Origin of the sequence: Pseudomonas sp. SB113 (assembly GCF_040754745.1) — a bacterium.
GTDB lineage: Bacteria > Pseudomonadota > Gammaproteobacteria > Pseudomonadales > Pseudomonadaceae > Aquipseudomonas > Aquipseudomonas grimontii.
Window position 1 is genome coordinate 335757 of the sequence record NZ_JBFMHW010000002.1, and the last position, 21502, is coordinate 357258.

At 62.9% G+C, this 21502-nt stretch carries 23 protein-coding genes and 1 pseudogene; 5 read left to right on the plus strand and 19 right to left on the minus strand.

The genetic code is table 11. The annotated features are described in order from the left end of the window. Positions 1-112: 112 nt before the first annotated feature. The 17 genes and pseudogenes from AB1462_RS04285 to AB1462_RS04365 form a co-directional block, all read right to left on the minus strand. The gene (locus AB1462_RS04285) at positions 113-418 is read right to left on the minus strand and encodes an urease subunit beta (RefSeq protein WP_090400826.1); all 306 of its coding nucleotides are present in this window, start codon (positions 416-418) and stop codon (positions 113-115) included. Next, a complete protein-coding gene (locus AB1462_RS04290; protein WP_090400825.1) occupies positions 415-948 on the minus strand; it encodes a GNAT family N-acetyltransferase in 534 nt (177 codons plus the stop codon). Before AB1462_RS04290 ends, AB1462_RS04285 begins: the two co-directional genes overlap by 4 nt. Positions 949-953: 5 nt before the next feature. Then, on the minus strand, positions 954-1466 hold the full coding sequence (locus tag AB1462_RS04295; protein WP_367246233.1) for an N-acetyltransferase family protein: 513 nt from the start codon (positions 1464-1466) through the stop codon (positions 954-956). A 9-nt stretch (positions 1467-1475) separates the two neighbouring features. Beyond that, positions 1476-1778 (minus strand): urease subunit gamma, encoded by a 303-nt coding sequence (gene ureA, locus AB1462_RS04300; RefSeq protein ID WP_003171437.1) that lies wholly within the window; start codon positions 1776-1778, stop codon positions 1476-1478. A 145-nt stretch (positions 1779-1923) separates the two neighbouring features. Next, positions 1924-2763 carry an urease accessory protein UreD gene (locus AB1462_RS04305; RefSeq protein ID WP_090400823.1) on the minus strand — a complete coding sequence of 280 codons (840 nt, stop codon included), beginning with the start codon at positions 2761-2763 and terminating at the stop codon, positions 1924-1926. 33 nt (positions 2764-2796) lie between these two features. Beyond that, positions 2797-3495 (minus strand): urea ABC transporter ATP-binding subunit UrtE, encoded by a 699-nt coding sequence (gene urtE, locus AB1462_RS04310; RefSeq protein ID WP_090400822.1) that lies wholly within the window; start codon positions 3493-3495, stop codon positions 2797-2799. Between the two features lie 118 nt (positions 3496-3613). Next, positions 3614-4447 (minus strand): urea ABC transporter ATP-binding protein UrtD, encoded by an 834-nt coding sequence (gene urtD / locus AB1462_RS04315; RefSeq protein ID WP_315335633.1) that lies wholly within the window; start codon positions 4445-4447, stop codon positions 3614-3616. Beyond that, positions 4444-5511, minus strand: coding sequence for an urea ABC transporter permease subunit UrtC (gene urtC, locus AB1462_RS04320; RefSeq protein ID WP_053134562.1), 1068 nt, complete (start codon positions 5509-5511; stop codon positions 4444-4446). Before urtC ends, urtD begins: the two co-directional genes overlap by 4 nt. Then, positions 5511-7013 (minus strand): urea ABC transporter permease subunit UrtB, encoded by a 1503-nt coding sequence (gene urtB, locus AB1462_RS04325; protein ID WP_090400820.1) that lies wholly within the window; start codon positions 7011-7013, stop codon positions 5511-5513. Before urtB ends, urtC begins: the two co-directional genes overlap by 1 nt. 136 nt (positions 7014-7149) lie before the next feature. Next, entirely contained in the window at positions 7150-8415 is a 1266-nt protein-coding gene (gene urtA / locus AB1462_RS04330; RefSeq protein ID WP_090400819.1) for an urea ABC transporter substrate-binding protein, read from the minus strand. A gap of 205 nt (positions 8416-8620) precedes the next feature. Further along, the gene (locus AB1462_RS04335; RefSeq protein ID WP_367246236.1) at positions 8621-10003 is read right to left on the minus strand and encodes a PepSY-associated TM helix domain-containing protein; all 1383 of its coding nucleotides are present in this window, start codon (positions 10001-10003) and stop codon (positions 8621-8623) included. Between the two features lie 114 nt (positions 10004-10117). Continuing rightward, on the minus strand, positions 10118-12187 hold the full coding sequence (locus AB1462_RS04340; protein WP_315335629.1) for a TonB-dependent copper receptor: 2070 nt from the start codon (positions 12185-12187) through the stop codon (positions 10118-10120). 93 nt (positions 12188-12280) lie between these two features. After that, positions 12281-12688: a DUF2946 domain-containing protein gene (locus AB1462_RS04345; protein WP_090400816.1), complete on the minus strand. Its 408-nt coding sequence runs from the start codon at positions 12686-12688 to the stop codon at positions 12281-12283. A gap of 10 nt (positions 12689-12698) precedes the next feature. After that, a complete protein-coding gene (locus tag AB1462_RS04350) occupies positions 12699-13181 on the minus strand; it encodes a copper chaperone PCu(A)C (protein WP_367246238.1) in 483 nt (160 codons plus the stop codon). 47 nt (positions 13182-13228) lie between these two features. Continuing rightward, complete coding sequence (locus AB1462_RS04355; RefSeq protein WP_315335623.1) at positions 13229-13624, minus strand: DUF2946 domain-containing protein; 396 nt, start codon at positions 13622-13624, stop codon at positions 13229-13231. A gap of 97 nt (positions 13625-13721) precedes the next feature. Further along, complete coding sequence (locus AB1462_RS04360; protein WP_074848640.1) at positions 13722-14009, minus strand: addiction module antidote protein; 288 nt, start codon at positions 14007-14009, stop codon at positions 13722-13724. Positions 14010-14012: 3 nt separating this feature from the next. Continuing rightward, positions 14013-14314: pseudogene (locus AB1462_RS04365) on the minus strand (type II toxin-antitoxin system RelE/ParE family toxin). 518 nt (positions 14315-14832) lie between these two features. Between AB1462_RS04365 and AB1462_RS04370 the strand changes: the two are divergent. Continuing rightward, positions 14833-15084, plus strand: a complete 252-nt coding sequence (locus AB1462_RS04370) for a DUF6124 family protein (protein ID WP_259194440.1) — start codon at positions 14833-14835, stop codon at positions 15082-15084. A gap of 118 nt (positions 15085-15202) precedes the next feature. Here the strand turns inward: AB1462_RS04370 and AB1462_RS04375 are convergent, their stop codons facing one another. Together AB1462_RS04375 and cbiE are read right to left on the minus strand one after the other, a co-directional pair. Continuing rightward, positions 15203-15922 carry a cobalt-precorrin-6A reductase gene (locus tag AB1462_RS04375; RefSeq protein ID WP_367246239.1) on the minus strand — a complete coding sequence of 240 codons (720 nt, stop codon included), beginning with the start codon at positions 15920-15922 and terminating at the stop codon, positions 15203-15205. Continuing rightward, positions 15919-17124, minus strand: coding sequence for a precorrin-6y C5,15-methyltransferase (decarboxylating) subunit CbiE (gene cbiE / locus AB1462_RS04380; protein ID WP_367246241.1), 1206 nt, complete (start codon positions 17122-17124; stop codon positions 15919-15921). Before cbiE ends, AB1462_RS04375 begins: the two co-directional genes overlap by 4 nt. 38 nt (positions 17125-17162) lie before the next feature. Here cbiE and cobG point away from each other — a divergent pair, with 38 nt between their 5' ends. The 4 genes from cobG to cobJ are packed head-to-tail and all read left to right on the plus strand — an operon-like array spanning position 17163 to position 21496. Then, entirely contained in the window at positions 17163-18509 is a 1347-nt protein-coding gene (gene cobG / locus AB1462_RS04385; protein ID WP_367246243.1) for a precorrin-3B synthase, read from the plus strand. Next, a complete protein-coding gene (locus tag AB1462_RS04390) occupies positions 18502-19128 on the plus strand; it encodes a precorrin-8X methylmutase (RefSeq protein ID WP_090400809.1) in 627 nt (208 codons plus the stop codon). The genes cobG and AB1462_RS04390 overlap by 8 nt, the downstream gene beginning before the upstream one ends. After that, a complete protein-coding gene (locus tag AB1462_RS04395) occupies positions 19128-19859 on the plus strand; it encodes a precorrin-2 C(20)-methyltransferase (protein WP_090400808.1) in 732 nt (243 codons plus the stop codon). The genes AB1462_RS04390 and AB1462_RS04395 overlap by 1 nt, the downstream gene beginning before the upstream one ends. Continuing rightward, entirely contained in the window at positions 19859-21496 is a 1638-nt protein-coding gene (cobJ, locus tag AB1462_RS04400; RefSeq protein WP_367246245.1) for a precorrin-3B C(17)-methyltransferase, read from the plus strand. The genes AB1462_RS04395 and cobJ overlap by 1 nt, the downstream gene beginning before the upstream one ends. Positions 21497-21502: the final 6 nt, after the last annotated feature.

The following is a 21502-nucleotide window of genomic DNA, read 5'->3' on the forward strand; positions in this document are numbered from 1 at the left end:
TCGGTTATGAGCTTCCAGCTATAAGCTACAAGCCTCAAGTAAAAGCAAATGGGGCGCCGCAAACTGCTCTTTCTTGCAGCTTGCAGCTTGCAGCTTGCAGCTCAAAGCCGACCTACAAATCACCCATGACTTTTCCCGCAAACCCGAACACTCGCCGCCCACCACTCAAATCCACCAATTCAATCTCCCGGCTCTGCCCCGGCTCAAACCGCACCGCCGTGCCCGCCGGAATATTCAGGCGCATGCCACGGCTCAATGGGCGGTCAAACGTCAGCGCGTCATTGGTCTCGAAAAAATGGTAGTGCGAACCCACCTGGATCGGCCGGTCGCCGCTGTTGGCCACGCTGAGGGTGACGGTGCGCCGGCCGACGTTGAGTTCGATTTCGCCAGGCTGGATCTGATATTCGCCAGGAATCATGCAGGTTGCCCCAGGGTCTTGAAGTAGATGGCGGTCGGGCTGTAGCGCCCGTCCGGGCTTTGGCAGTAGTCGGGCAGTTCACCGATCTTGGTGTAGCGCAGCGACTGGTAGAACGCTTCGGCAGGCGAGCCGGCTTCGGTGTCCAGGTACAGCAGGCCGCGCTTGTGCTGGCGTGCGGCGAGTTCCAGGGCGTTCATCAGTTGTTGGCCCAGGCCGTGGCGCCGCGCGCGGCTGTGCACCAGCAGCTTTTGCACTTCGGCGCGGTTCAGGCCGTTGGCTTTCTGGCACAGCGCCAACTGCACGCTGGCGATCACCTGCTCATCGCGCACCACCACCCACAGCAACAGGCTGGCGTCTTCAATGCTCGCCTGCACGCCTTCCAAATAAGCGCGGGCCTGAGCCTCATCGAAGTCGGCCATGAAACCAACCGACGCACCGTGCTTGACCGCATCCAGCAATAGCTCGATCAGGCCCCGACGGTAGTGGGCAAAACTCTCAGCATTGACTCGTCGCAGTTGTGCGGCATTCATCGAACTCACTCCTTGGGCGGTTGCGCGCCCGGATTCAATGTCAGTTGCATAAAGGTCAGGTCCAGCCAGCGGCCGAACTTGATGCCCACTTGGGGCATTTGCCCGGTGGTGACGAAACCCAGCCGCTCATGCAAGCGGATCGAGGCCAGGTTGCCGCTTTCGATGGCCGCGACCATCACGTGTTTGCCACAGGTTCTGGCGCGTTCGATCAGGGCCTGCATCAGCAGTGGGCCAAGGCCTTTGCCGCGCTGATCGTTGCGTACATACACCGAGTGTTCGACGCTGTAGCGGTAGCCTTCGAACGCGCGCCAATCGCCAAACGAGGCATAGCCGATCACTTGCTCATTTTCGGTCGCCACCAGAATCGGATAGCCCTGGGCCTGGCGTGCACTGAGCCAGGTCTGGCGGTTGCCGAGATCCACCAGTTGTTCGTTCCAGATCGCCGTGGTGTTGAGTACCGCGTCATTGTAGATGTCGCGGATCGCCGGCAGGTCCTGCTCGGTTGCATCACGAATCATGGGCGTGCCTCACGCGATGGGTTGGTGGACGGTCACCAGTTTGGTGCCGTCGGGGAAGGTCGCTTCCACCTGGATATCCGGGATCATTTCCGGGATGCCTTCCATCACCTGTTCACGGCTGAGCAGTGTGGTGCCGTAGTGCATCAGGTCGGCCACGGTGCGGCCATCGCGGGCGCCTTCCATCAAGGCGGCGGAGATATAGGCGATGGTTTCCGGGTAGTTGAGCTTCACACCGCGCGCCAGGCGCCGTTCGGCCACCAAGCCTGCGGTGAAGATCAGCAGTTTGTCTTTTTCCCGTGGGGTCAGGTCCATGGTTCAAGGTCCTTCAAACATCATTCATAAAAACACCGCAGATCCCCTGTGGGAGGGGGCTTGCCCCCGATAGGGCAGTGTCAGGCAATACCTCTGTCACTGACCCACCGCTATCGGGAGCAAGCCCCCTCCCACATGTTGATCTTCATGTGCTCCAGATTCGTGGTGCGACCGCCTCTCGCCCAAACATGGCGGGGCGTAACAATTTCCATAAATCAATCAACCATCCCCGCGCCTGCAGCGCTTCACTGGCCAGGCAGCGGGCGACCAGCAAACCGGGCAGTTGGGTCAGGTCGCCGCGCACGGCGTGGGGCAGGGCGCGGCAGTGTTCGAGTAATTCGGGTTCTATATCGCCGGTCACCAGCAGCGTGGCGAATACCGGTTGGCCGTCCAGGCCGATGGGCGAGTCGAGCAGACCGTCGGCGCCCACAATGCGCTGGCGCTCGTGCCAGAGCAACTGGCCGTCGCGGCGGATATCCAGGTGCGATTGAAAGTGCCCCAAGTCGAAGCGCTCGCCACTGGCCGGGCGCCCCAGGGCGATCACGTCCCAGTAGAACAGCCGGGCGTCGCCGTGCAGGTCGATGCGCGTGCTGAGTTCGGCTTGGGCCGCGCTGAACACGATGGTTTCCTGGGGCAGCCATTCCAGGGTCGCGCCGGCTTCCACGGTCAGGTCCAGCTGCTGAAACGCCGGGCCGCTGGCGCGATACCACTTGGCGGCGCCGGGGCTGGTCAACTGGGCCCAGGCGCCCTCGGCGACATGCGCGCGGATGTCCAGGCGATCACCACCGGCAATCCCGCCAGGTGGGTGCACGATGATGTGTTGGCACACCTCGGGACCTTCGGCGTACAGGTGCTTTTGCACGCGCAGCGGGCCGAGGTGGCGGCGCATCACCGGGCGTGTGGTGTCGCCGAAACGCGCGTAGCCGAGTTCCAGCTCGGCGTGCCAGCTGGGGGTGAACAGGGCAGGGGAAACGGGCAGGTTCATGGTTTCTTGTGCTTATCGTCAGGACGCTACAGGTTAGATGGTAACCAAACCGCGCACACCCTCGCTTTCCATATTTTCGCCGCGGCCCTGCTGGACGATTTCCCCGCGCGACATCACCAGGTACTGGTCCGCCAGTTCGGCGGCAAAGTCGTAGAACTGCTCCACCAACAGGATCGCCATATCGCCGCGCGCCGCGAGCTTCTTGATCACTGCGCCGATCTCCTTGATCACCGACGGCTGGATGCCTTCGGTGGGCTCATCGAGGATCAACAGGCGCGGGCGGCTGGCCAGGGCGCGGCCGATGGCCAACTGTTGCTGCTGGCCGCCGGACAAATCGCCGCCGCGCCGGTGCTTCATTTGCAGCAAGACCGGGAACAGCTCGTAGATGAATGCGGGCACCTGCTTGGCTTCGGAACCGGGAAAACGCGACAGTCCCATCAGCAGGTTTTCTTCCACCGTCAGCCGCCCGAAAATCTCCCGCCCCTGGGGCACGTAGGCGATGCCGGCGTGCACACGTTGGTGTGGCTTGAAGCCGGTGATGGCCTTGCCTTCCCAGTTCACCACGCCTTCTTTGGCTGGCAGCAAACCCATCAGGCACTTGAGCAGGGTGGTCTTGCCCACGCCGTTACGGCCGAGCAGGCAGGTGACTTCGCCGATCTTCACGTCAAAGGACAGCCCGCGCAGGATGTGGCTACCGCCGTAGTATTGGTGCAGGTGTTGTACTTGTAGCATTGGAACTCCGTTAGTTGGGCTTCAAGCGGCAAGCTTCAAGCTGCAAGTAAGAGCGGGCGGATGCCTGCTTTGCTTTAACTTGCCGCTTGAAGCTTTTGGCTCGAAGCTGGCCGATGTGTCACCGTCCCAAATACACTTCAATAACCCGCTCATCGGCCTGCACCTGTTCCAGCGACCCTTCGGCCAGCACGCTGCCCTGGTGCAACACGGTCACGTGGTCGGCAATCGAGCCGACAAAGCCCATGTCGTGTTCCACCACCATCAACGAATGCTTGCCCGCCAGGCGCTTGAACAGTTCGGCGGTGAATTCGGTTTCGGCGTCGGTCATGCCCGCCACCGGTTCGTCCAGCAGCAACAGTTGCGGGTCTTGCATCAACAGCATGCCGATTTCCAGGAACTGCTTTTGCCCGTGGGAGAGCAGCCCGGCGGGCCGATGCACCGAGGTGGTCAGGCGGATGGTATCGAGCACTTCATCGATACGATCCTTTTGCTCACCGCTCAGGCGCGCACGCAGGCTGGCCCACACCGACTTGTCGGTCTTCTGCGCCAGCTCCAGGTTTTCGAACACGCTCAGGGCTTCGAACACCGTGGGTTTCTGGAACTTGCGGCCGATGCCGGCCTGGGCGATCTGCACTTCGCTCATGCTGGTCAAATCGAGGGTTTCGCCAAACCAGGCCTTGCCGTGGCTGGGCCGGGTCTTGCCGGTGATCACGTCCATCAGCGTGGTCTTGCCCGCGCCGTTGGGGCCGATGATGCAGCGCAATTCGCCGACGCCGATGTACAGGTTCAAGTCGTTGAGCGCCTTGAAACCGTCGAAGCTGACGCTGATGTCTTCAAGGGTCAGGATGGTGCCGTGGCGGGTGTTCAGGCCGGTGCCTGCGGCCTGGCCGATGCCGATTGCATCGCGGCCGCTGCCCGCATCAAAAATAGGTTCGAGCATGACGTTCCTCATTTCTTCAGCAGGCCGATAACGCCCTTGGGCAAATACAGGGTGACGATGATGAACAGCGCCCCGAGGAAGAACAGCCAGTACTCCGGGAAGGCCACGGTGAACCAGCTCTTCATGCCATTGACCACGCCCGCGCCGAGCAACGGCCCGATCAGCGTGCCACGCCCGCCCAGGGCCACCCATACGGCGGCTTCGATGGAGTTGGTCGGCGACATTTCACTTGGGTTGATGATGCCCACTTGCGGCACATACAACGCGCCTGCCAAGCCGCACAGCACCGCGCTCAACACCCACACGAACAGCTTGAAGCCGCGCGGGTCGTAGCCACAGAACATCAGGCGGTTCTCGGCATCGCGCAGGGCGGTCAGCACCCGGCCGAACTTGCTCTGGGCCAGGCGCCAGCCGATGTACAGGCTCGCCACCAACAACACTACCGTGGCCACGAACAGCACGGCCCGTGTGCCCGGTTCGGTAATGCCGAAACCGAGGATGCTGCGGAAGTTGGTGAAGCCGTTATTGCCACCGAACCCGGTCTCGTTGCGAAAGAACAACAGCATCCCGGCAAAGGTCAGCGCCTGGGTCATGATCGAGAAATACACGCCCTTGATCCGCGAGCGGAACGCGAAAAAACCGAACACCAGCGCCAGCACGCCCGGCGCCAGCACCACCAGGCACAGGGCCCAGAGGAAGTGCTCGGTGCCGACCCAATACCAGGGCAATTCGGTCCACGACAAAAACGTCATGAACGCCGGCAGCTCGTCGCCGGACGCCTGGCGCATCAGGTACATGCCCATGGCGTAGCCGCCGAGGGCAAAGAACAGGCCGTGGCCCAGGGACAACATCCCCGCGTAACCCCACACCAGGTCCAGGGCCAGGGCGACGATGGCGTAGCAGAGGATCTTGCCCACCAGGGTCAGGGTGTAGGCCGATACATGCAGCGGGTTTTCCGGCGACAGCAGCGAACACAACGGCAGGGCCAGCAGCAACAACAGCACCACCGCGCCGACTGCGATCGTCACCTTGGGGCCGGCCTTTTGTGCGGCCGTGAGCATCAATGGCTGGTTCATCAGTCGATCACCCGTCCTTTCAGTGCGAAGAGTCCCTGCGGGCGTTTCTGGATAAACAGAATGATCAGCGCGAGGATCAGGATCTTGCCGAGCACGGCACCGATCTGCGGTTCCAGAATCTTGTTGGCAATGCCTAAACCGAAGGCCGCCGTGACGCTGCCGGCCAACTGCCCAACACCGCCGAGCACCACCACCAGGAACGAGTCGATGATGTAGCTCTGGCCCAGGTCCGGGCCGACGTTGCCGATCTGGCTCAGCGCCACACCGCCCAGCCCGGCGATGCCGGAGCCCAGGCCAAACGCGAGCATGTCCACACGCCCGGTGGGCACGCCGCAGCAGGCGGCCATGTTGCGGTTCTGGGTGACGGCGCGCACGTTGAGCCCCAGGCGGGTCTTGTTCAGCAGCAGCCAGGTCAGCACCACCACGAAGAGCGCGAAGGCGATGATCACGATGCGGTTGTACGGCAGCACCAGGTTGGGCAGCACTTGAATGCCGCCGGACAGCCACTGCGGGTTGGCCACCTCGACGTTCTGCGCACCAAACACCAGGCGCACCAGTTGGATCAGCATCAGGCTGATGCCCCAGGTGGCGAGCAGGGTTTCCAATGGCCGCCCGTACAGGTGACGAATCACCGTGCGTTCCAGGGCCATGCCGATGGCTGCGGTGACGAAGAACGCCACCGGCAGCGCGATCAGCGGGTAGAACTCGATGGCTTGTGGCACATAACGCTGCATCAGCAACTGCACCACATAGGTGGAGTAGGCGCCGAGCATTAGCATTTCGCCGTGGGCCATGTTGATCACACCGAGCAGGCCGAAGGTGATCGCCAAGCCCAGGGCCGCCAGCAGCAGGATCGATCCCAGGGACATGCCGCTGAAGGCCTGGCCGAGGATCTCACCCATCATCAGTTTGCGTTTGACCTGGGCCAGGCTGGTCTCGGCGGCGGTGTGCACGCCCGCATCGGTTTCCACGCCGGGCGCCAGCAGCGCTTCGAGGCGTGTGCGGGCCAGCGGGTCGCCGGTGCTGCCGAGCAAACGCACGGCTGCCAGGCGTACAACCGGGTCGGTGTCGACCAGTTGCAGGTTGGCCAGGGCCAGGCTGAGGGCGGTGTGTACGTCCTCGTCGGTCTCGGCGGCGACCTGCTGGTCGAGGAATTTGAGCTGCGCAGGTTGCGCGCTTTTTTGCAGGGTTTGCGCAGCGGCCAGGCGCACCTTGGGGTCGGCGGCGAGCAGTTGCTGGCTGGCTTGCACGTTATCGATCAGGCCGCGCAGGCGGTTGTTCAGGCGCACGGTCCTGGTTTCGCCGTTGAGCGTGAGCTGGCCTTGTTGCAGGGCGTCCACCAACTCGATGCGCGCCGGGTCGGGCTGGGCGGCCCAGTCCTGGAGCAGCTTGGCTTGTTGCGTCGGGTTGGCGGCCAGGAAATCTTCGGCGTCGCCTGCATGTGCCGCCAAAGGCAGCAATAGCAGCAATGCCAGGAAGTAGCGATTGAGGGCAGTGGGCATAAACAAATGTCCTAGTCATGCGCGGACAGTGTGGGAGGGGGCTTGCCCCCGATAGCGGTGTGGCAGGGAGTGCATCTGTCACTGATCTACCGCAATCGGGGGCAAGCCCCCTCCCACATTTGGCCTGTGGTGAGACTTAGTTGCTCTTCACTGCGTAGTCCGGCTTCTTGTCATTGCCAGGAATGTACGGGCTCCACGGCTGCGCCCGGATCGGCTCCTGGGTCTGCCACACCACCGAGAACTGCCCATCGGACTGGATCTCGCCGATCATCACCGGCTTGTGCAGGTGGTGGTTGGTCTTGTCCATGGTCAAGGTAAAGCCCGACGGCGCGGCGAAGGTCTGGCCGGCCAGCGCTTCACGCACTTTGTCGACGTCGGTGGACTTGGCTTTCTCCGCCGCCTGCGCCCACATGTGGATGCCCACGTAGGTGGCTTCCATCGGGTCGTTGGTCACGGCTTTGTCCGCGCCCGGCAGGTTGTGTTTCTTGGCGTAGGCTTTCCAGTCGGCGACGAACTTTTTGTTTACCGGGTTCTCCACCGACTGGAAGTAGTTCCAGGCCGCCAGGTTGCCCACCAACGGCTTGGTGTCGATGCCGCGCAGTTCTTCTTCACCCACGGAGAACGCTACCACCGGTACGTCGGTCGCCTTCAAACCCTGGTTGGCCAGCTCTTTGTAGAACGGCACGTTGGAGTCGCCGTTCACGGTGGAGATCACCGCCGTCTTGCCGCCAGCGGAGAACTTCTTGATGTTGGCGACAATGGTCTGGTAGTCGGCGTGGCCGAACGGGGTGTAGACCTCTTCGATGTCCTTGTCCGCGACGCCTTTGGAGTGCAGGAACGAGCGCAGGATCTTGTTGGTGGTGCGCGGGTACACGTAGTCGGTACCGAGCAGGAAGAAGCGTTTGGCGCTGCCGCCTTCTTCGCTCATCAGGTATTCCACCGCCGGGATCGCCTGCTGGTTTGGTGCCGCACCGGTGTAGAACACGTTTGGCGACATCTCTTCGCCTTCGTATTGCACGGGGTAGAACAGCAGGCCGTTAAGTTCTTCGAACACCGGCAATACCGATTTACGCGACACCGAGGTCCAGCAGCCGAATACCACGGCGACCTTGTCCTGGGTCAGCAACTGGCGGCCCTTTTCAGCGAAGAGCGGCCAGTTCGACGCGGGGTCGACCACCACGGGCTCCAGCATCTTGCCATTCACCCCACCCTTGGCGTTGATCTCGTCGATGGTCATCAACGCCATGTCTTTGAGCGACGTTTCGGAGATGGCCATGGTGCCGGACAGCGAGTGCAGGATGCCGACCTTGATGGTCTCGGCGGCCTGGATAGTCCAGGTCATGCCCATGGCGGCAATGGATGCCGACAAAGTGAAAGCCTTGATCAAGCTGCGACGCTTCATGGTGCGATCTCCGAGTGCCTAAGTGTTGTTGTGGGTCAGATACTGGAGTGATTGCAAAGGCTGTGCCTGCTTGGATCAGCCTTTGAATCCTGCGGTGCGCACCGCGATGCGTGCCAGACCCTGCACCGATTCGGCGCCTGGATCTGACGATGGTGCGCAACGGGCACCGCGCTGGTGCGTTAGCGTGGGATTGGCACTGCCTGACTTATGCCTGATCCGTGGAAGGCGCGCGCAGGCCGAAGAAACGTGCCAACACCAGGCGATCCAATGCCCACACGGCGATCAACGAGACGCCCACCAGCGGGAAAATAATCGCCAGGCCCAGCATGATCACCATCGCGGTTTTCCACTTCGGCAAGTCATGGCGCAACGGCGGAACCCCCAGCCCGCCCTGGGGCCGACGCTTCCACCAGATCACCACGCCACTCACGGCGCTGAGCAGAATCATCAGGCAGATCAGCAGCACGATCAGTTGGTTCAGCCAACCGAACATCTTGCCCTCGTGCAGCATCACCGCGGTCTCGGTGGCCCGCGCCACATTGCCGTAGTGCGCCCAACGCACATCGGCGAGGACCTTGCCGGTGTACTGGTCCACGTGCAGGGTGGCGTCGTTGCGTGGGTCGTTGGCGAACACCGCGACGGTGAACACACCCTCGGCAGTGGTGGGGAAGGTGATGCTGTAGCCGGGCTCGACCTTGCGTGCCGTGGCCATATCCACCACCTGTTGCAGGCGTACCGTGGGCGCAGCGGGAGCGGTGTGCATGGCGCCGTGGTTCATGTGTTCGGCATGGTCGCCGGACATCGGCATCGGCGTGTTTTCCATGGCCCAGGGCACGGTCTGTTGTGTCGCGGTGTTGAGCACCCGCGCCTGCTGATCGGACTGCGGCACGTTGTTCCACATCGCCGCCGGGAAGGTGTTCCACAGATCTGCGTATTGCTTGCCCCAGAAGCCAGTCCAGGTCATGCCGCTGAGCAGCATCACCAGCAAAAACGCCGCGCCCCAGAAGCCTGCCACGGTATGCAGATCACGCCAGAACACGCGGCCACGGGCAGTGAAGCGCGGCCACAACACCCCGGCTGACGACTTGCCGCGCGGCCACCACAGGTACAGGCCGGACACCACCAGCATCACGCCCCAACCGGCGGCGAGTTCGATCAGGCGATCGCCGACGGTGCCGATCATCAGCTCACCGTGCAGGGCGCGGGCGATGGCTTGCAGGTTGTTTTTTGCATCCTGCTCACCGAGTACGGTGCCGCGATAGGGGTCGACGAAGACGGTCACTTCGCGCCCGCCCTGGTGCATCACGAATTGCGCGCTGCTGGTGGTGTCGGCTGGCGGCAGGTATTTGCTGATTGCGCCTTGGGGGTAAGCGGCCTTGGCGCGTTGCAGTTGTTCGTCGGCGCTTAGTGCGTGTTCGGCGGCGGGGACGGTCAGCAGGTCGCCGTACATCAGCGGGTCGAGCTGGGGTTTGAACAGGTAGATCATGCCGGTCAGGGCCAGCAGCACCATGAAAGGGGCGACGAAGAGGCCGGCGTAGAAGTGCCAGCGCCAGGCCAGGTTGTAGAAGGAGATTTTTTGAGTGGTCATCAGGGATGCTCCGCAAAGCTTAAATTTTTGTCGTTGGTCAAGCCGCCATCGGGGGCAAGCCCCCTCCCACATGTGGAATGCATTCCAATGTGGGAGGGGGGGCTCCCGATGCTTTTAGAAGCTCATGTCGACCTTGGTCCAGAGCGTGCGCCCCGGTTCCTTGATGGCCTGCGGGTCGTTGGCCGGGTAGCCGAACCCGGCGTTGCCGGCCAGGTTCAGGTGCTCGGCGTAGGCCTTGCCGAACAGGTTGTCGACGCCGGTGCTGACCTTGAAGTTTTTGTTGATGCGATACGCGCCATTCAGTGAGAACACGCCAAAGCCGCCGCTCTTGTCGTAGTCCTTGCCGACCACGTTGCCCTTGTTCGGGTCGATGCGGTTTTGCGCCGCCACCACCCGCCACAGGGCGCCGACGCTCCAGTCGTCTTCGCTGTAGGTCAGGCCGAAACGTGCATCCAACGGCGGCATTTGCGGCAGGGCCTTGCCGTCGCTGCTGTTCTTGCCCCAGGCGTAGGCGAGGGTGGCGTCGGCTTTCCAGTGTTGCGTCAGCATGTAGGCCGCGCCCAGTTCGCCGCCCATGATGCGCGCGTCCACATTGCGCGCCTGGGAGGTGGTGCCCATCATCCCCGCCCGGTAGTCGAACAGGATGAAATCACGTACCTGGCCGACGTAGCCCGAGGCCCAGGCTTCCAGGTCGTCAGCCTTGTATTGCGCGCCGAAGTCGAGCTGGGTGGTTTTCTCCGGCTTCACGCCGTCGAAGGCATTCACCGAACCGACTGCTCCGGTGTTGGGCGAGAACAGCTCCCAGTAATCCGGGAAGCGTTCCGAGTGGCCCAGGCCGGCATAGAGCGTGGTGGGGCTGTCAGCCAGGTCGTGCTCGTAGCGCATAAAGCCCGAGGGCAGGGTATCGGCGCGGGTGTCGTCGGCGGTCGGGTTGGTGCGTGCGCTCATGCCGGAACCGGTGGTCTGGCGGAAGTCCTTGGCCGAGGCGCGGTCCAGGCGTGCGCCGGTGATCAGGCGGTCACGGTCGGCGGCGTACCAGGTGAGTTCGCCGAACACGCCGTAGTTGTGGAAGTTGGCGTCCTTGACCTTGGGCAGATCCTTGTAGGTGTCGATGCCCATGCTGCTGCGTTGGCGATGCTCGTTGGTCTGCGCATCCAGGCCGCTGATCAATTGCACATCGGCCCAGCGCCAGGTGGCCTTGATGCGCGCGCCGAGGGTGCGGCGGTCGACGTTGGAGGCCATGGGGCCGGCCATCATCCCGGTGCCCGAGGGTGTGCGCAGGCTGTAGTTGTCCATCACGTGGTCGGCGTAGTTGTAGTAGACCTGGGCTTCGACCTTATCCAGCACTTCGCCGATATTCGATTTCTCGAAGCGCAGGCCCAGGCTTTCGCGCAGGAACTGCGAACCGTCCATGCCACGCCCGGCGTAGCGCGCTTCGCCGTCACCACGGCCGGCGGTGAGTTCCAGCAGGGTGTCGGCATCGGGGGTGAAGCCAACGGTGACGTCGCCATTCCACTTGTCGTAACGCGAGGCGACGGTGTCGTTGTTGCCGTCCTTGTAGTCATCGGCATGGGCCTGGTTGCCGATCACCCGCACATAGCCCAGCGGCCCGCCCGCGGCGGCATCGATGACCTTATCGAAGCGCCCGTTGGAGCCGGCCAATACGCTGGCATTAAGTCGTGTGCCGAGTTCACCGAAGTGCTCCGGTTCGCGCTCGAACAGGACGGTGCCGGCCGACGCGCCGGGGCCCCATAGTACGGTTTGCGGGCCTTTGATCACGGTGAGTTTGTCGTAGGTTTCCGGCGAAATGTACGAGGTCGGCGCATCCATGCGGCCGGGGCAGGCGCCGAGCATCATGCTGCCGTTGGTAAGGATGTTCAGGCGTGAGCCGAACATGCCGCGCAGCACCGGGTCGCCATTGGTGCCGCCGTTGCGTACCAGGGCGAAGCCGGGGATGGTCTTGAGGTAGTCGCCGCCGTCGCTGGCGGGCACCGGTTGGCGCGGGTCCTTGGGGTTGGTGATCACGGTCAGCGGCGAGCTGGGCGCGATGGCGGTGATCACCGTGGGCGCCAGCTCATGTTCGGCGTGCTCATCGGCCTGAGCGTGGGGTGCGAGCAGGGCGCCGCATAGGGCAGCGAGCACAGAAGTACTTCCCAAACGGGAGTCAGCAGTAAACCTGGACATGACAAATTCCATCAATCAAGCGTAAACAACACGGCCAGCAGCCTGCGGCTGTCTGTCTAAAGTCGGCCGGGGTGAAGTAACGGTGTCAGGTGCTTACGAGGCGATGGGCGGGGCGCGGCTGCGCGCGCCGGGGAAAATGCTCTGCCGGGCATGGCCCAGGCGCGGGTTGGGGGTGAGGGCATTGGCCGGCGGCGGGGTACCGATGGCCACGAATGACACGCTGCCGGGCAGGGCCGGGCAACTGTACAGCAGGTCGCAATAGCCGCACTTCGACCAGAGCGCGTGATGTTCGTCGGGGGCTTTTGGGTGATGGGACTCACCGTGATCGCCTGGCATGTCCATCGGCATGGACATGCTCATCGGCATACCGGCGTGATGATCCATCGGCATCGCTTGGGAAATCAGCGGACCGATAAAGATCATCAGCATGGCGAACAGGCTGATCCAACTGCCGCGCTTCACGCGGCGGTGTGGGGATAACCTGGCGCGACGGGCGCCCATCAAGGTTGGCTTACTGGGCGTGCATATGCTCGTGGCCGGCCATCGGCGGTGTTTTCTGCACCGACACGTCCACTTCAACCTTGCCGGCTTTTTCGAAGGTCAGGGTCAGCGGGAACTGTTTGCCATCGGCCAGCAGGCTGCGGTCCTTGAGGCCCAGCAACATCACGTGATACGCCATGGGCGCGAAGGTCAAGTCACCCTTGGCCGGTACGGCAACGCTGGGGACTTGCTGCATCTTCATCAAATCGCCTTGCATCACATGCTCATGCAGCTCGGCCTTGTCGGCCACGGGCGTGTCGGCACTGAGCAGGCGGTCCGGGGTCGCGCCGGTGTTATGAATCACGAAATACGCGGCGACGGTCGGCGCATTCGGCGGCAACTCCTGGGACCAGGGGGCGCTGACCAGCAGGTCGCCGGCCTTGTAGTCATCGGCATTAACAGCACTGAACACCGGCAGCAGCAACGCGGCCAGAAGCAGGGAAGATTTAAGCATGGCAGTTCTCCAGAACGGTTCTAAACGCAGTTCACTTGCGAAGAAGATCAGACCGTCGGAGAGGCGCGGGGGTTAAGGCTCGGCCATTGCTGGCGCGGGGTTGGGGTTTGCAATGGGGTGTGTGGTTGACGCTGTACCGTCTCAAATCGCGTGAGATACAACTGCGGCACATGCCCCGGCAACGCCACCAACGGCGCCGAGCCGGAGCAACACCAGCAATGCTGCATGGTGGAATGATCGTCCTGCTGCGGCGCCGGAATCTCCAGCTTGCCCAGGGCAATGGTCTTCAGGCTGGCGCCATTGGACGAACAGAAACTGCCCCACAGCAATTGCTGCACAGGGTCCTTGGACTGCTGCATCGCACTGGCCATTGGCATGGCAAAGGCGTTGAACAGCACTGCAAGGCAGGCGATCCAGGCAATTGCAACGCGTTGACGGGCCATGGCGGACAATCCGTAGGGTTAAACGATCAGGCGGGTATTTAGCCTGATCGGGGGGGAGAAGTAAAAAGCGGTGGTGTGGTTTGGTGTCGCAGTGCTATCAGATCGCTGTAGCGTGAAGCTTGAGGCCCAACGCCTTCATGACTTTCATGATAGTCGCGAACTCTGGATTGCCAGTGCTGGAGAGGGCTTTGTACAGACTTTCTCTTCCGAGGCCGGCGTCGCGAGCAATTTGGGTCATGCCTTGGGCGCGGGCGATGTTGTTGAGCGCTGAACGAATCAGCAATCCGTCACCAGAATCCTCTTCGAAAGAAGCTTCGAGATACTCCGCCATGTCCTCAGGAGTCGTCAGATGCTCGGCTATGTCGAAATCTTTAAATTGAGTCATGGGTCACTCCTTTTTCTCAAATTCTTCGGCAATTTCTTTAGCCCGCTCGATGTCGCGTTTTTGCGTTGATTTATCGCCACCTATCAACAGTAGATAAACCACCTCACCTATACGCTTGAAGTACACCCGGTATCCAGGACCATAGTGGATGCGCATTTCGGATACGCCATTTCCGACGTTTTCGCAGTTCCAAAATTGCCCATTCTTGCGTTGTCCAATCTTGTAAGCACACGTCCATGGACGGGTTTACTGCGTAGCGAATAAAGCCATTCCTGAAACTCATCAGATCTCTTGAAGTGAATCATCTCGGATCGTATCCCTTGGGATACATGTTGGCAAGTTTCGACGCGCTGCAAAAAGCAGGCGTCCCCCTCGCGGATGGCTGACGCGAAACCGCGAGGGGGGAGGTTAGGGCGGGGGCTTTTGGCTGAGCCAGCCAGCTTGTTCGGAAGTATTTGTAGGGGCATTCGCCTTTCGACGGTCAAGCCTGATAGATGGATGTCCGGTTGGCTATTCGTCTAAAAAGAAATTTCCGACAAGCCTTTGAGGTTGTCCCTAGGACGCTTGATCTCTAGTCTCCGTGCACCGCTGCCAACGCAGCGGACGGGCGTCGCGGCCCGGGTTTTCTAAGAGCAAAAGCGCTATCGCCTGCTTTCAGTTGATGCTTTTTTATCGTCTACTGTGCGGCTAAATGGTGGCTGTGCGCGGGATACCCTCGGGTATGCCGGGATGCCTTAGACCGGTCCGCGAACCTGCGTACAGCTGCCACCCTATCGCGTCGCGGCGAATCAGTGGCAGCTCCACCTTTCTAAGGAGCTTCACAATGATCAAACCCACCCCAAATCCCCCCGTTCGGCTCTTCACCGTGGCCGATGGCATCAGCACCGAAGACCTGCTGGTCAACCTCAGCGAAACACTTGCCTCGGCCAATGCGCTGAGCTGCGATCTGGCGTTTGACCTGGAAGGTTCGAAACGCGAGGAATTGTTTGGCGTTGCTCAGTTGATCGAACTGGCGCAGTTGTTGGCTGATCGGGTACACAGCGGCGTTGGGCAGGTGTCCGCCGCGAGCAGCTAACAACGCAGTTCAAAATGTGGGAGGGGGCTTGCTCCCGATGGCAGTGTGTCGGTCACTGATTTATTGGCTGATCTACTGCATCGGGAGCAAGCCCCCTCCCACATTTGAACTGCGTTGTTCAGGGAGATTGGATTGCCTGTAAGACCGCCGCCACTGTGGCGAACTCCCGATCCACCGCCGCCAACACCGGCCGCTTCAACACCAACACCGGCACCCCACGTTCGCGCGCCACTTCCAGCTTCGGTTCGGTGGCGGTGCTGCCGCTGTTCTTGCTGATCAGCACATCGATCCCACACCGTTCAAACAACGCGCGTTCATCTTCAAGCAGAAACGGACCACGCGCGCCGATCACCTCACACCGCTCATTCCCCGGATACACATCCAGCGCGCGCAATGTCCAGAACTGCTCGGTCGGGATTTCATCAAGGTGCTGCAACGGCTCGCGGCCCAAGGTGAACAATGGGCGCTTGAAGGGTTTCAAGGCCTCGATCAATTCAGCCCAGTCACTGACCTCTCGCCAGTCATCGCCGGCCTGCGGTTGCCACGCGGGGCGACGCAATGCCCAACACGGCACACCGCTCAACCGTGCAGCCTCGGCGGCGTTGCGGCTGATCTGCGCCGCGTACGGGTGGGTCGCGTCGAGGATCAGGCTGATCTGTTCGTCGCGAACAAACTGCGCCAACCCTTCGGCGCCGCCATAACCGCCGACACGCACCTGGCAGGTGAGATCGGTAGGCACACGCCCCACACCCGCCAGGCTGTAGATATGCGCCGGCCCCAAGGTGCGCGCGATAGCCAGTGCTTCGGTCACACCGCCCAGCAGCAGGATGCGTTTCATTGCGGCTTGACCACTTCCAGCAGGGTGATCGGAAGCGCCTGCCGCCACGTATCGAATTCACCCAGCGGCTGGGCCTGGGCGACGTGGATGCGCGTCAGTTCGCCGCCATGTTGAGCGCGCCAGTTCATCAGGGTCATTTCACTTTGCAGGGTCACGGCATTGGCGACCAGCCGGCCACCGGGCCGCAAGTGCTGCCAGCAGGTGTCGAGCACGCCGTCGCGGGTGACGCCGCCGCCGATGAAAATGGCGTCGGGTGCTGTAAGGCCGTGCAACGCTTCCGGGGCTTTGCCACGAATCAACTGCAAACCGGGCACGCCGAGGGCGTCGCGATTGTGTTCAATAAGGCCCTGGCGGCCTTCGTCTGCTTCAATCGCCAATGCGCGGCAGCTCGGATGGGCGCGCATCCATTCGATACCGATGGAGCCACTGCCCGCGCCCACGTCCCACAGCAGCTCGCCGGGCATCGGGGCGAGGCGGGCGAGGGTCATGGCGCGGACGTCGCGCTTGGTCAGTTGGCCGTCGTGCTGGAAGGCGGAATCGGGCAAGCCAGCGAGGCGCGACAGACGTGGTGTGTCGCTGGAGGCCAGGCAGTCGATGGCGACCAGGTTCAGATCGGCGACCGAGGCGTGTTGCCAATCCTCAGCCAAACCGTCGATGCGCCGCTCATCCGCGCCGTCCAGGTGTTCAAACACTGTCAGTCGGCTGGGCCCAAACCCGGATTCAGCCAACAGCGAAGCAATCAACGCGGGACTGCCGCCGTCATTACTCAGTACCAATAAACGCACACCCGTGGCCAGATGCGCGTTGATCGCCGCCGCTGGCCGAGCCACCACCGATAACGTCACCACCTCCTGCAACGGCCAGCCCAACCGCGCCGCCGCCAACGACACCGACGACGGCGCCGGTAAAATCAGCAGTTCTTCAGCCGCCACCTGACGCGCCAGGCTGGCGCCCACGCCATAGAACATCGGGTCGCCACTGGCCAGCACGCACACAGGCTCGCCGCGCCGCGCCAGCACCGGTTCAAGCGAAAACGGACTCGGCCACACCTGGCGCTCACCGCGAATACACACCGGCAACAGGTCCAACTGGCGCTGACCACCTATAATCCGCGTGGCGCGCAACAGGGCATGCCGGGCATTCCTGCCCAGCCCCTTGAAGCCGTCTTCACCGATGCCTACAACCGTCAGCCAGGGCGACATATCAATTCCTTGAACGACATCCGACGGGCAGGCTTTTCATGCCGCCGGACAAAGCAGGCATAATACCGCGCCTTTACCCGTCAACCGGTAGCCCCGTGAACCCAACGCCCGCTGTGAATACCTTGCGCCCCTCGGCTTGTCCGGGGTTGCTGCGTATCGTCCAGGCGCTGGATGGCGGCATTTGCCGGATCAAATTGGCCGGTGGGTCGATCAGCGTCGCCCAGGCCCATGCCGTGGCGAACGCGGCCCAGGCCTATGCCGGCGGGGTGATCGAGGCGACCAACCGCGCCAATCTGCAAATACGTGGGATCGGTGCCGAGCAAGACGCGTTGATCGCGATGCTGTTGGCCGCCGACCTGGGCCCGAGTAATGCCGCCGGTGACGACGTACGCAACCTGATGCTCAGCCCCAGCGCCGGTATCGATCCGCAGATGCTGTTCGACACCCGCCCGCTCGCCGAGCAGATCCTCGCCACCCTGCAAAATCATCCGCGTTTCCATGAGTTGTCGGCCAAGTTCGCCGTGCAACTGGATGGCGGCGAGGCCCTGGCGATGCTCGAACATCATCATGATCTGTGGCTGTCGGCGTTCGTGCGCAATGGCGAGACGCTCCTCGCGTTCGGCCTGGCAGGTTGTCCAGGGCTGGATGCGCCGTTAGCCGCCGTGCCGCTGGAGCAGGCTCATGCGTTGGTGGTGGCGGTGCTGGAGGCGTTTCTTGACCTCGCCACCCCAGAACAAACCCGTATGCGCCACCTGGCTGTGGATAAGTTGCTGAGCCGCCTCAGCCTCTCGCTGCTGACGGTCGACGGTTTCAAACGCCCGGCCAGCGGCGCTTTGCTGCACCTCGGGAGTTATCCACAGGCTCAAAAAAATCAATTCTACGTCGCAGCCATAGCACCCTTGGGGCGCCTGGATTCGACGATGCTCAAGGGCGTCGCGCAACTCGCCAACGAACATGGCGACGGCACATTGCGCTTCACCCCTTGGCAAGGGGTGCTACTGCCCAATGTCGAAAAACCTCACGTCGTGACCCAACGCCTGACGCAACTGGGGTTCCTCTGCACCGTCGACCAACCGCTGGCGCACATGATCGCCTGCACCGGTTCCAGCGGTTGCGGCAAAGGCCTGGCCGACACCAAGGCCGACGCCGTGCAATTGGCCGCGCTGCATCCCGGCCATGACGTGCACCTGTCCGGTTGCTCGCGCTCCTGCGCCGCCGCGCACGTGGCGCCTGTCACCTTGCTGGCGGTGAGCCCCGGCCACTACGACCTCTATTTTCGCGAGGCAGCCCACCCAGGTTTCGGCCGGCTGCACGCGCGTAACCTTTCTATTGAAGCGGCGGGCGCCTTGCTGCGCGCTCGCCCACGGAGCAACACCGATGATTGATTACATCCGCGACGGTCAGGAGATCTATCGCAACTCCTTCGCCATTATTCGCGCGGAAGCCAAGTTGGAGCGTATCCCGGCTGATTTGGAGAAACTCGCGGTGCGGGTGATTCATGCGTGCGGCATGGTCGAGGCCATCGACGGCCTGCAGTTTTCCGAAGGTGCGGGCACGGCCGGGCGCGCTGCGCTGGCCGCTGGCGCGCCGATTCTGTGTGATGCGCGGATGGTCTCCGAAGGCGTGACCCGCGCGCGTCTGCCGGCCAATAACGAAGTGATCTGCACCCTGCGCGACGACAGCGTGCCGGCGTTGGCGCGGGAGCTGGGCAACACCCGTTCCGCCGCCGCCCTGGAACTGTGGCGCCCGCATCTGGCGGGCAGCGTGGTGGTGATCGGCAATGCGCCGACGGCCTTGTTCTACCTGCTCGAGATGCTGGATGCCGGCGCGCCGAAACCGGCGTTGATCCTCGGCTTCCCGGTCGGCTTTGTCGGCGCTGCCGAATCCAAGGCGATGCTGGCGGCGGATAGCCGTGGCGTACCGTTTGTGATCATGCAGGGCCGCCTGGGCGGCAGTGCCATGGCCGCCGCGGCGGTGAATGCGCTCGCCACGGAGGTCGAATAATGCCGGCACGCGGACGTTTGATCGGCCTGGGCGTCGGCCCCGGTGACCCGGAGCTGATTACCCTCAAGGCCCTGCGCTTGCTGCGCGAATCGCCGGTGGTGGCGTACTTCGTGGCCAAGGGCAAGAAGGGCAACGCCTTCGGCATCATCGAGGACCACCTGGTGCCGCAGCAGACCCTGATGCCACTGGTGTACCCGGTGACCACCGAAGCGCTGCCGGCGCCATTGTCCTACGAACAGGTGATCAGCGACTTCTACGACACCGCCAGTGTCGAGGTGGCCGCGCACCTGGACGCCGGTCGTGATGTGGCGGTGATCTGCGAGGGCGACCCGTTCTTCTACGGCTCCTATATGTATTTGCATGACCGTTTGGCCGAGCGCTACGAAGCCCAGGTCATTCCGGGCGTGTGCTCGATGCTCGGCGGCGCCTCGGTACTCGGTGCGCCGTTGGTGTATCGCAACCAGAGTCTCTCCGTGCTGTCGGGCGTGCTGCCTCACGAAGACCTCAAGCGCCGCCTGGCCGATGCCGATGCGGCGGTGATCATGAAGCTGGGGCGCAACTTCCCCAAGGTGCGCCAGGTACTCGAAGAACTCGGCCTGGCCGAGCGCGCGCTGTATGTGGAACGCGCGACCATGGCCAACCAGAAAATCGTGCCGCTGGACCAGGTGGAGCCGATGTCTTCGCCGTACTTCTCGCTGATCATCGTGCCGGGTGAAAGGTGGCAAGGTTGATGAACCCGGCGATTGTCATTCTGGGCCAGGGCAGCCTGGCCACTGCGCGCACGATTCAGCAGGTTTACCCTGGCGCTTTGATCCACGGTCTGGCCGGGCGAGTTGAGGGGGCAGACCAGTCTTACAACGAATTTGGCGCGACCCTGCGTCAGCTGTACCAGCAAGGCATGCCGCTGATCGCTCTCTGTGCGGCCGGCATCGTGATCCGCACGCTGGCGCCGCTGCTGCTGGAAAAAGGCGAGGAGCCTGCGGTGCTGGCCGTGGCGGAAGACGGCAGCGCCGTGGTGCCGTTGCTCGGTGGCCTTGGCGGTGTGAACGTCATGGCGCGGGACATCGCAGCGGCACTGGGCGTTGCGGCTGCGATCACCACCAGTGGCGAGCTGCGTTTCGGTACCTGCCTGCTCAACCCGCCTGCGGGTTATGAACTGGCGGACCTGGAGCTGGGCAAGCGCTTCGTGTCCGACCTGCTGGCCGGCGAAAGCGTGCGCATCGAAGGTGCGGCGCCGTGGTTGGATCAGGCGAATTTGCCCCAGGACCGGCACGCGCATTTAGCCATCCACGTGGGCAGTGCCGAGCGTGTGCCCGCCGCCAACGAGTTGCTGATCTATCCGAAGAATGTGTGCGTGACCTGCAAGCCGGGTGCGCAGTTGGCGGAGCGCGTCCGCACGGCGTTGCACGAGGCGGGCATCGCCGTGCAATCCCTGGCGTGCCTGTTGGCCAGCGACAGGCAGATGGCCGAAGCGTCGCTGCATGAAGCCGCGTTGCAGTTGGGCGTGCCGCTGCGTTTTGCCGACGTGACGCCAGGCGCAGACATCGCTATCAGCGTTGCCGAGCAGCCCCTGGACCTGTCGCAGGTCGGCCGCCGTCGTGGTCGCCTTGCCGTGATCGGCCTGGGCCCTGGCGCCGCCGAGTTGATGGTGCCGGCGGTCAAGGCCGAGCTCGCGCGCTGCACCGATGTGTTGGGCTACGAAACCTACGTGCGCATGGCTGGGCCGTTCCGTGACGATCAGGTGCAGCACTGCACCGATAACCGCGAAGAGATGCAACGTGCCCGCCACGCGTTTGAGCTGGCCGCGCAGGGCCGTTCGGTGGTGGTGGTGTCGTCCGGCGACCCGGGCGTTTTCGCCATGGCATCGGCGGTGATCGAGGCGTTGCACGAGTCCAGCGACCCGGCGTGGCACCAGGTCGACCTGGAAATCCTGCCGGGCGTTTCGGCCTCCCTGGCCACCGCCGCCCAGGCCGGTGCGCCGTTGGGCCATGACTTCTGCGTGATGTCGCTGTCGGACAACCTCAAGCCTTGGTCGATTATCGAAACGCGCCTGGAGCTCGCGTCCCAGGCCGATCTGGCCCTGGCGTTCTACAACCCGATCTCGCGTTCGCGGCCGTGGCAGCTGGGGCGCGCCCTGGAAATTGTCGCGCAACACCGCACAGCCGAAACCCCGGTGGTGCTCGGCCGCGATATTGGTCGCCCGGGCCAGACCCTGCGTGTCACCACCCTGGGGCAACTTACGCCAGACCAAGTGGACATGCGCACCATGGTGTTGATCGGCTCATCCACCACCTGCACATTCCCCCGTGCCGGTGGTGGTGAATGGGTGTATACGCCGCGCTGGTACGGTGCAAAACCCGCCTCCTGAAAACCA

Excerpts from the sequence above, each read along its gene's own strand:
- AB1462_RS04395 (WP_090400808.1), top strand. The coding sequence starts at position 19,128 with ATGCCGGCACGCGGACGTTTGATCGGCCTGGGCGTCGGCCCCGGTGAC.
- AB1462_RS04340 (WP_315335629.1), bottom strand. The coding sequence starts at position 12,187 with ATGTCCAGGTTTACTGCTGACTCCCGTTTGGGAAGTACTTCTGTGCTC.
- AB1462_RS04350 (WP_367246238.1), bottom strand. The coding sequence starts at position 13,181 with ATGCTTAAATCTTCCCTGCTTCTGGCCGCGTTGCTGCTGCCGGTGTTC.
- AB1462_RS04375 (WP_367246239.1), bottom strand. The coding sequence starts at position 15,922 with ATGAAACGCATCCTGCTGCTGGGCGGTGTGACCGAAGCACTGGCTATC.
- urtB (WP_090400820.1), bottom strand. The coding sequence starts at position 7,013 with ATGCCCACTGCCCTCAATCGCTACTTCCTGGCATTGCTGCTATTGCTG.
- cobG (WP_367246243.1), top strand. The coding sequence starts at position 17,163 with ATGCCGCCGGACAAAGCAGGCATAATACCGCGCCTTTACCCGTCAACC.
- AB1462_RS04360 (WP_074848640.1), bottom strand. The coding sequence starts at position 14,009 with ATGACTCAATTTAAAGATTTCGACATAGCCGAGCATCTGACGACTCCT.
- AB1462_RS04290 (WP_090400825.1), bottom strand. The coding sequence starts at position 948 with ATGAATGCCGCACAACTGCGACGAGTCAATGCTGAGAGTTTTGCCCAC.
- urtC (WP_053134562.1), bottom strand. The coding sequence starts at position 5,511 with ATGAACCAGCCATTGATGCTCACGGCCGCACAAAAGGCCGGCCCCAAG.
- AB1462_RS04390 (WP_090400809.1), top strand. The coding sequence starts at position 18,502 with ATGATTGATTACATCCGCGACGGTCAGGAGATCTATCGCAACTCCTTC.
- AB1462_RS04295 (WP_367246233.1), bottom strand. The coding sequence starts at position 1,466 with ATGATTCGTGATGCAACCGAGCAGGACCTGCCGGCGATCCGCGACATC.
- AB1462_RS04305 (WP_090400823.1), bottom strand. The coding sequence starts at position 2,763 with ATGAACCTGCCCGTTTCCCCTGCCCTGTTCACCCCCAGCTGGCACGCC.
- urtD (WP_315335633.1), bottom strand. The coding sequence starts at position 4,447 with ATGAGGAACGTCATGCTCGAACCTATTTTTGATGCGGGCAGCGGCCGC.
- AB1462_RS04285 (WP_090400826.1), bottom strand. The coding sequence starts at position 418 with ATGATTCCTGGCGAATATCAGATCCAGCCTGGCGAAATCGAACTCAAC.
- urtA (WP_090400819.1), bottom strand. The coding sequence starts at position 8,415 with ATGAAGCGTCGCAGCTTGATCAAGGCTTTCACTTTGTCGGCATCCATT.
- AB1462_RS04370 (WP_259194440.1), top strand. The coding sequence starts at position 14,833 with ATGATCAAACCCACCCCAAATCCCCCCGTTCGGCTCTTCACCGTGGCC.
- cobJ (WP_367246245.1), top strand. The coding sequence starts at position 19,859 with ATGAACCCGGCGATTGTCATTCTGGGCCAGGGCAGCCTGGCCACTGCG.
- ureA (WP_003171437.1), bottom strand. The coding sequence starts at position 1,778 with ATGGACCTGACCCCACGGGAAAAAGACAAACTGCTGATCTTCACCGCA.
- AB1462_RS04335 (WP_367246236.1), bottom strand. The coding sequence starts at position 10,003 with ATGACCACTCAAAAAATCTCCTTCTACAACCTGGCCTGGCGCTGGCAC.
- cbiE (WP_367246241.1), bottom strand. The coding sequence starts at position 17,124 with ATGTCGCCCTGGCTGACGGTTGTAGGCATCGGTGAAGACGGCTTCAAG.
- AB1462_RS04355 (WP_315335623.1), bottom strand. The coding sequence starts at position 13,624 with ATGGCCCGTCAACGCGTTGCAATTGCCTGGATCGCCTGCCTTGCAGTG.
- AB1462_RS04345 (WP_090400816.1), bottom strand. The coding sequence starts at position 12,688 with ATGGGCGCCCGTCGCGCCAGGTTATCCCCACACCGCCGCGTGAAGCGC.
- urtE (WP_090400822.1), bottom strand. The coding sequence starts at position 3,495 with ATGCTACAAGTACAACACCTGCACCAATACTACGGCGGTAGCCACATC.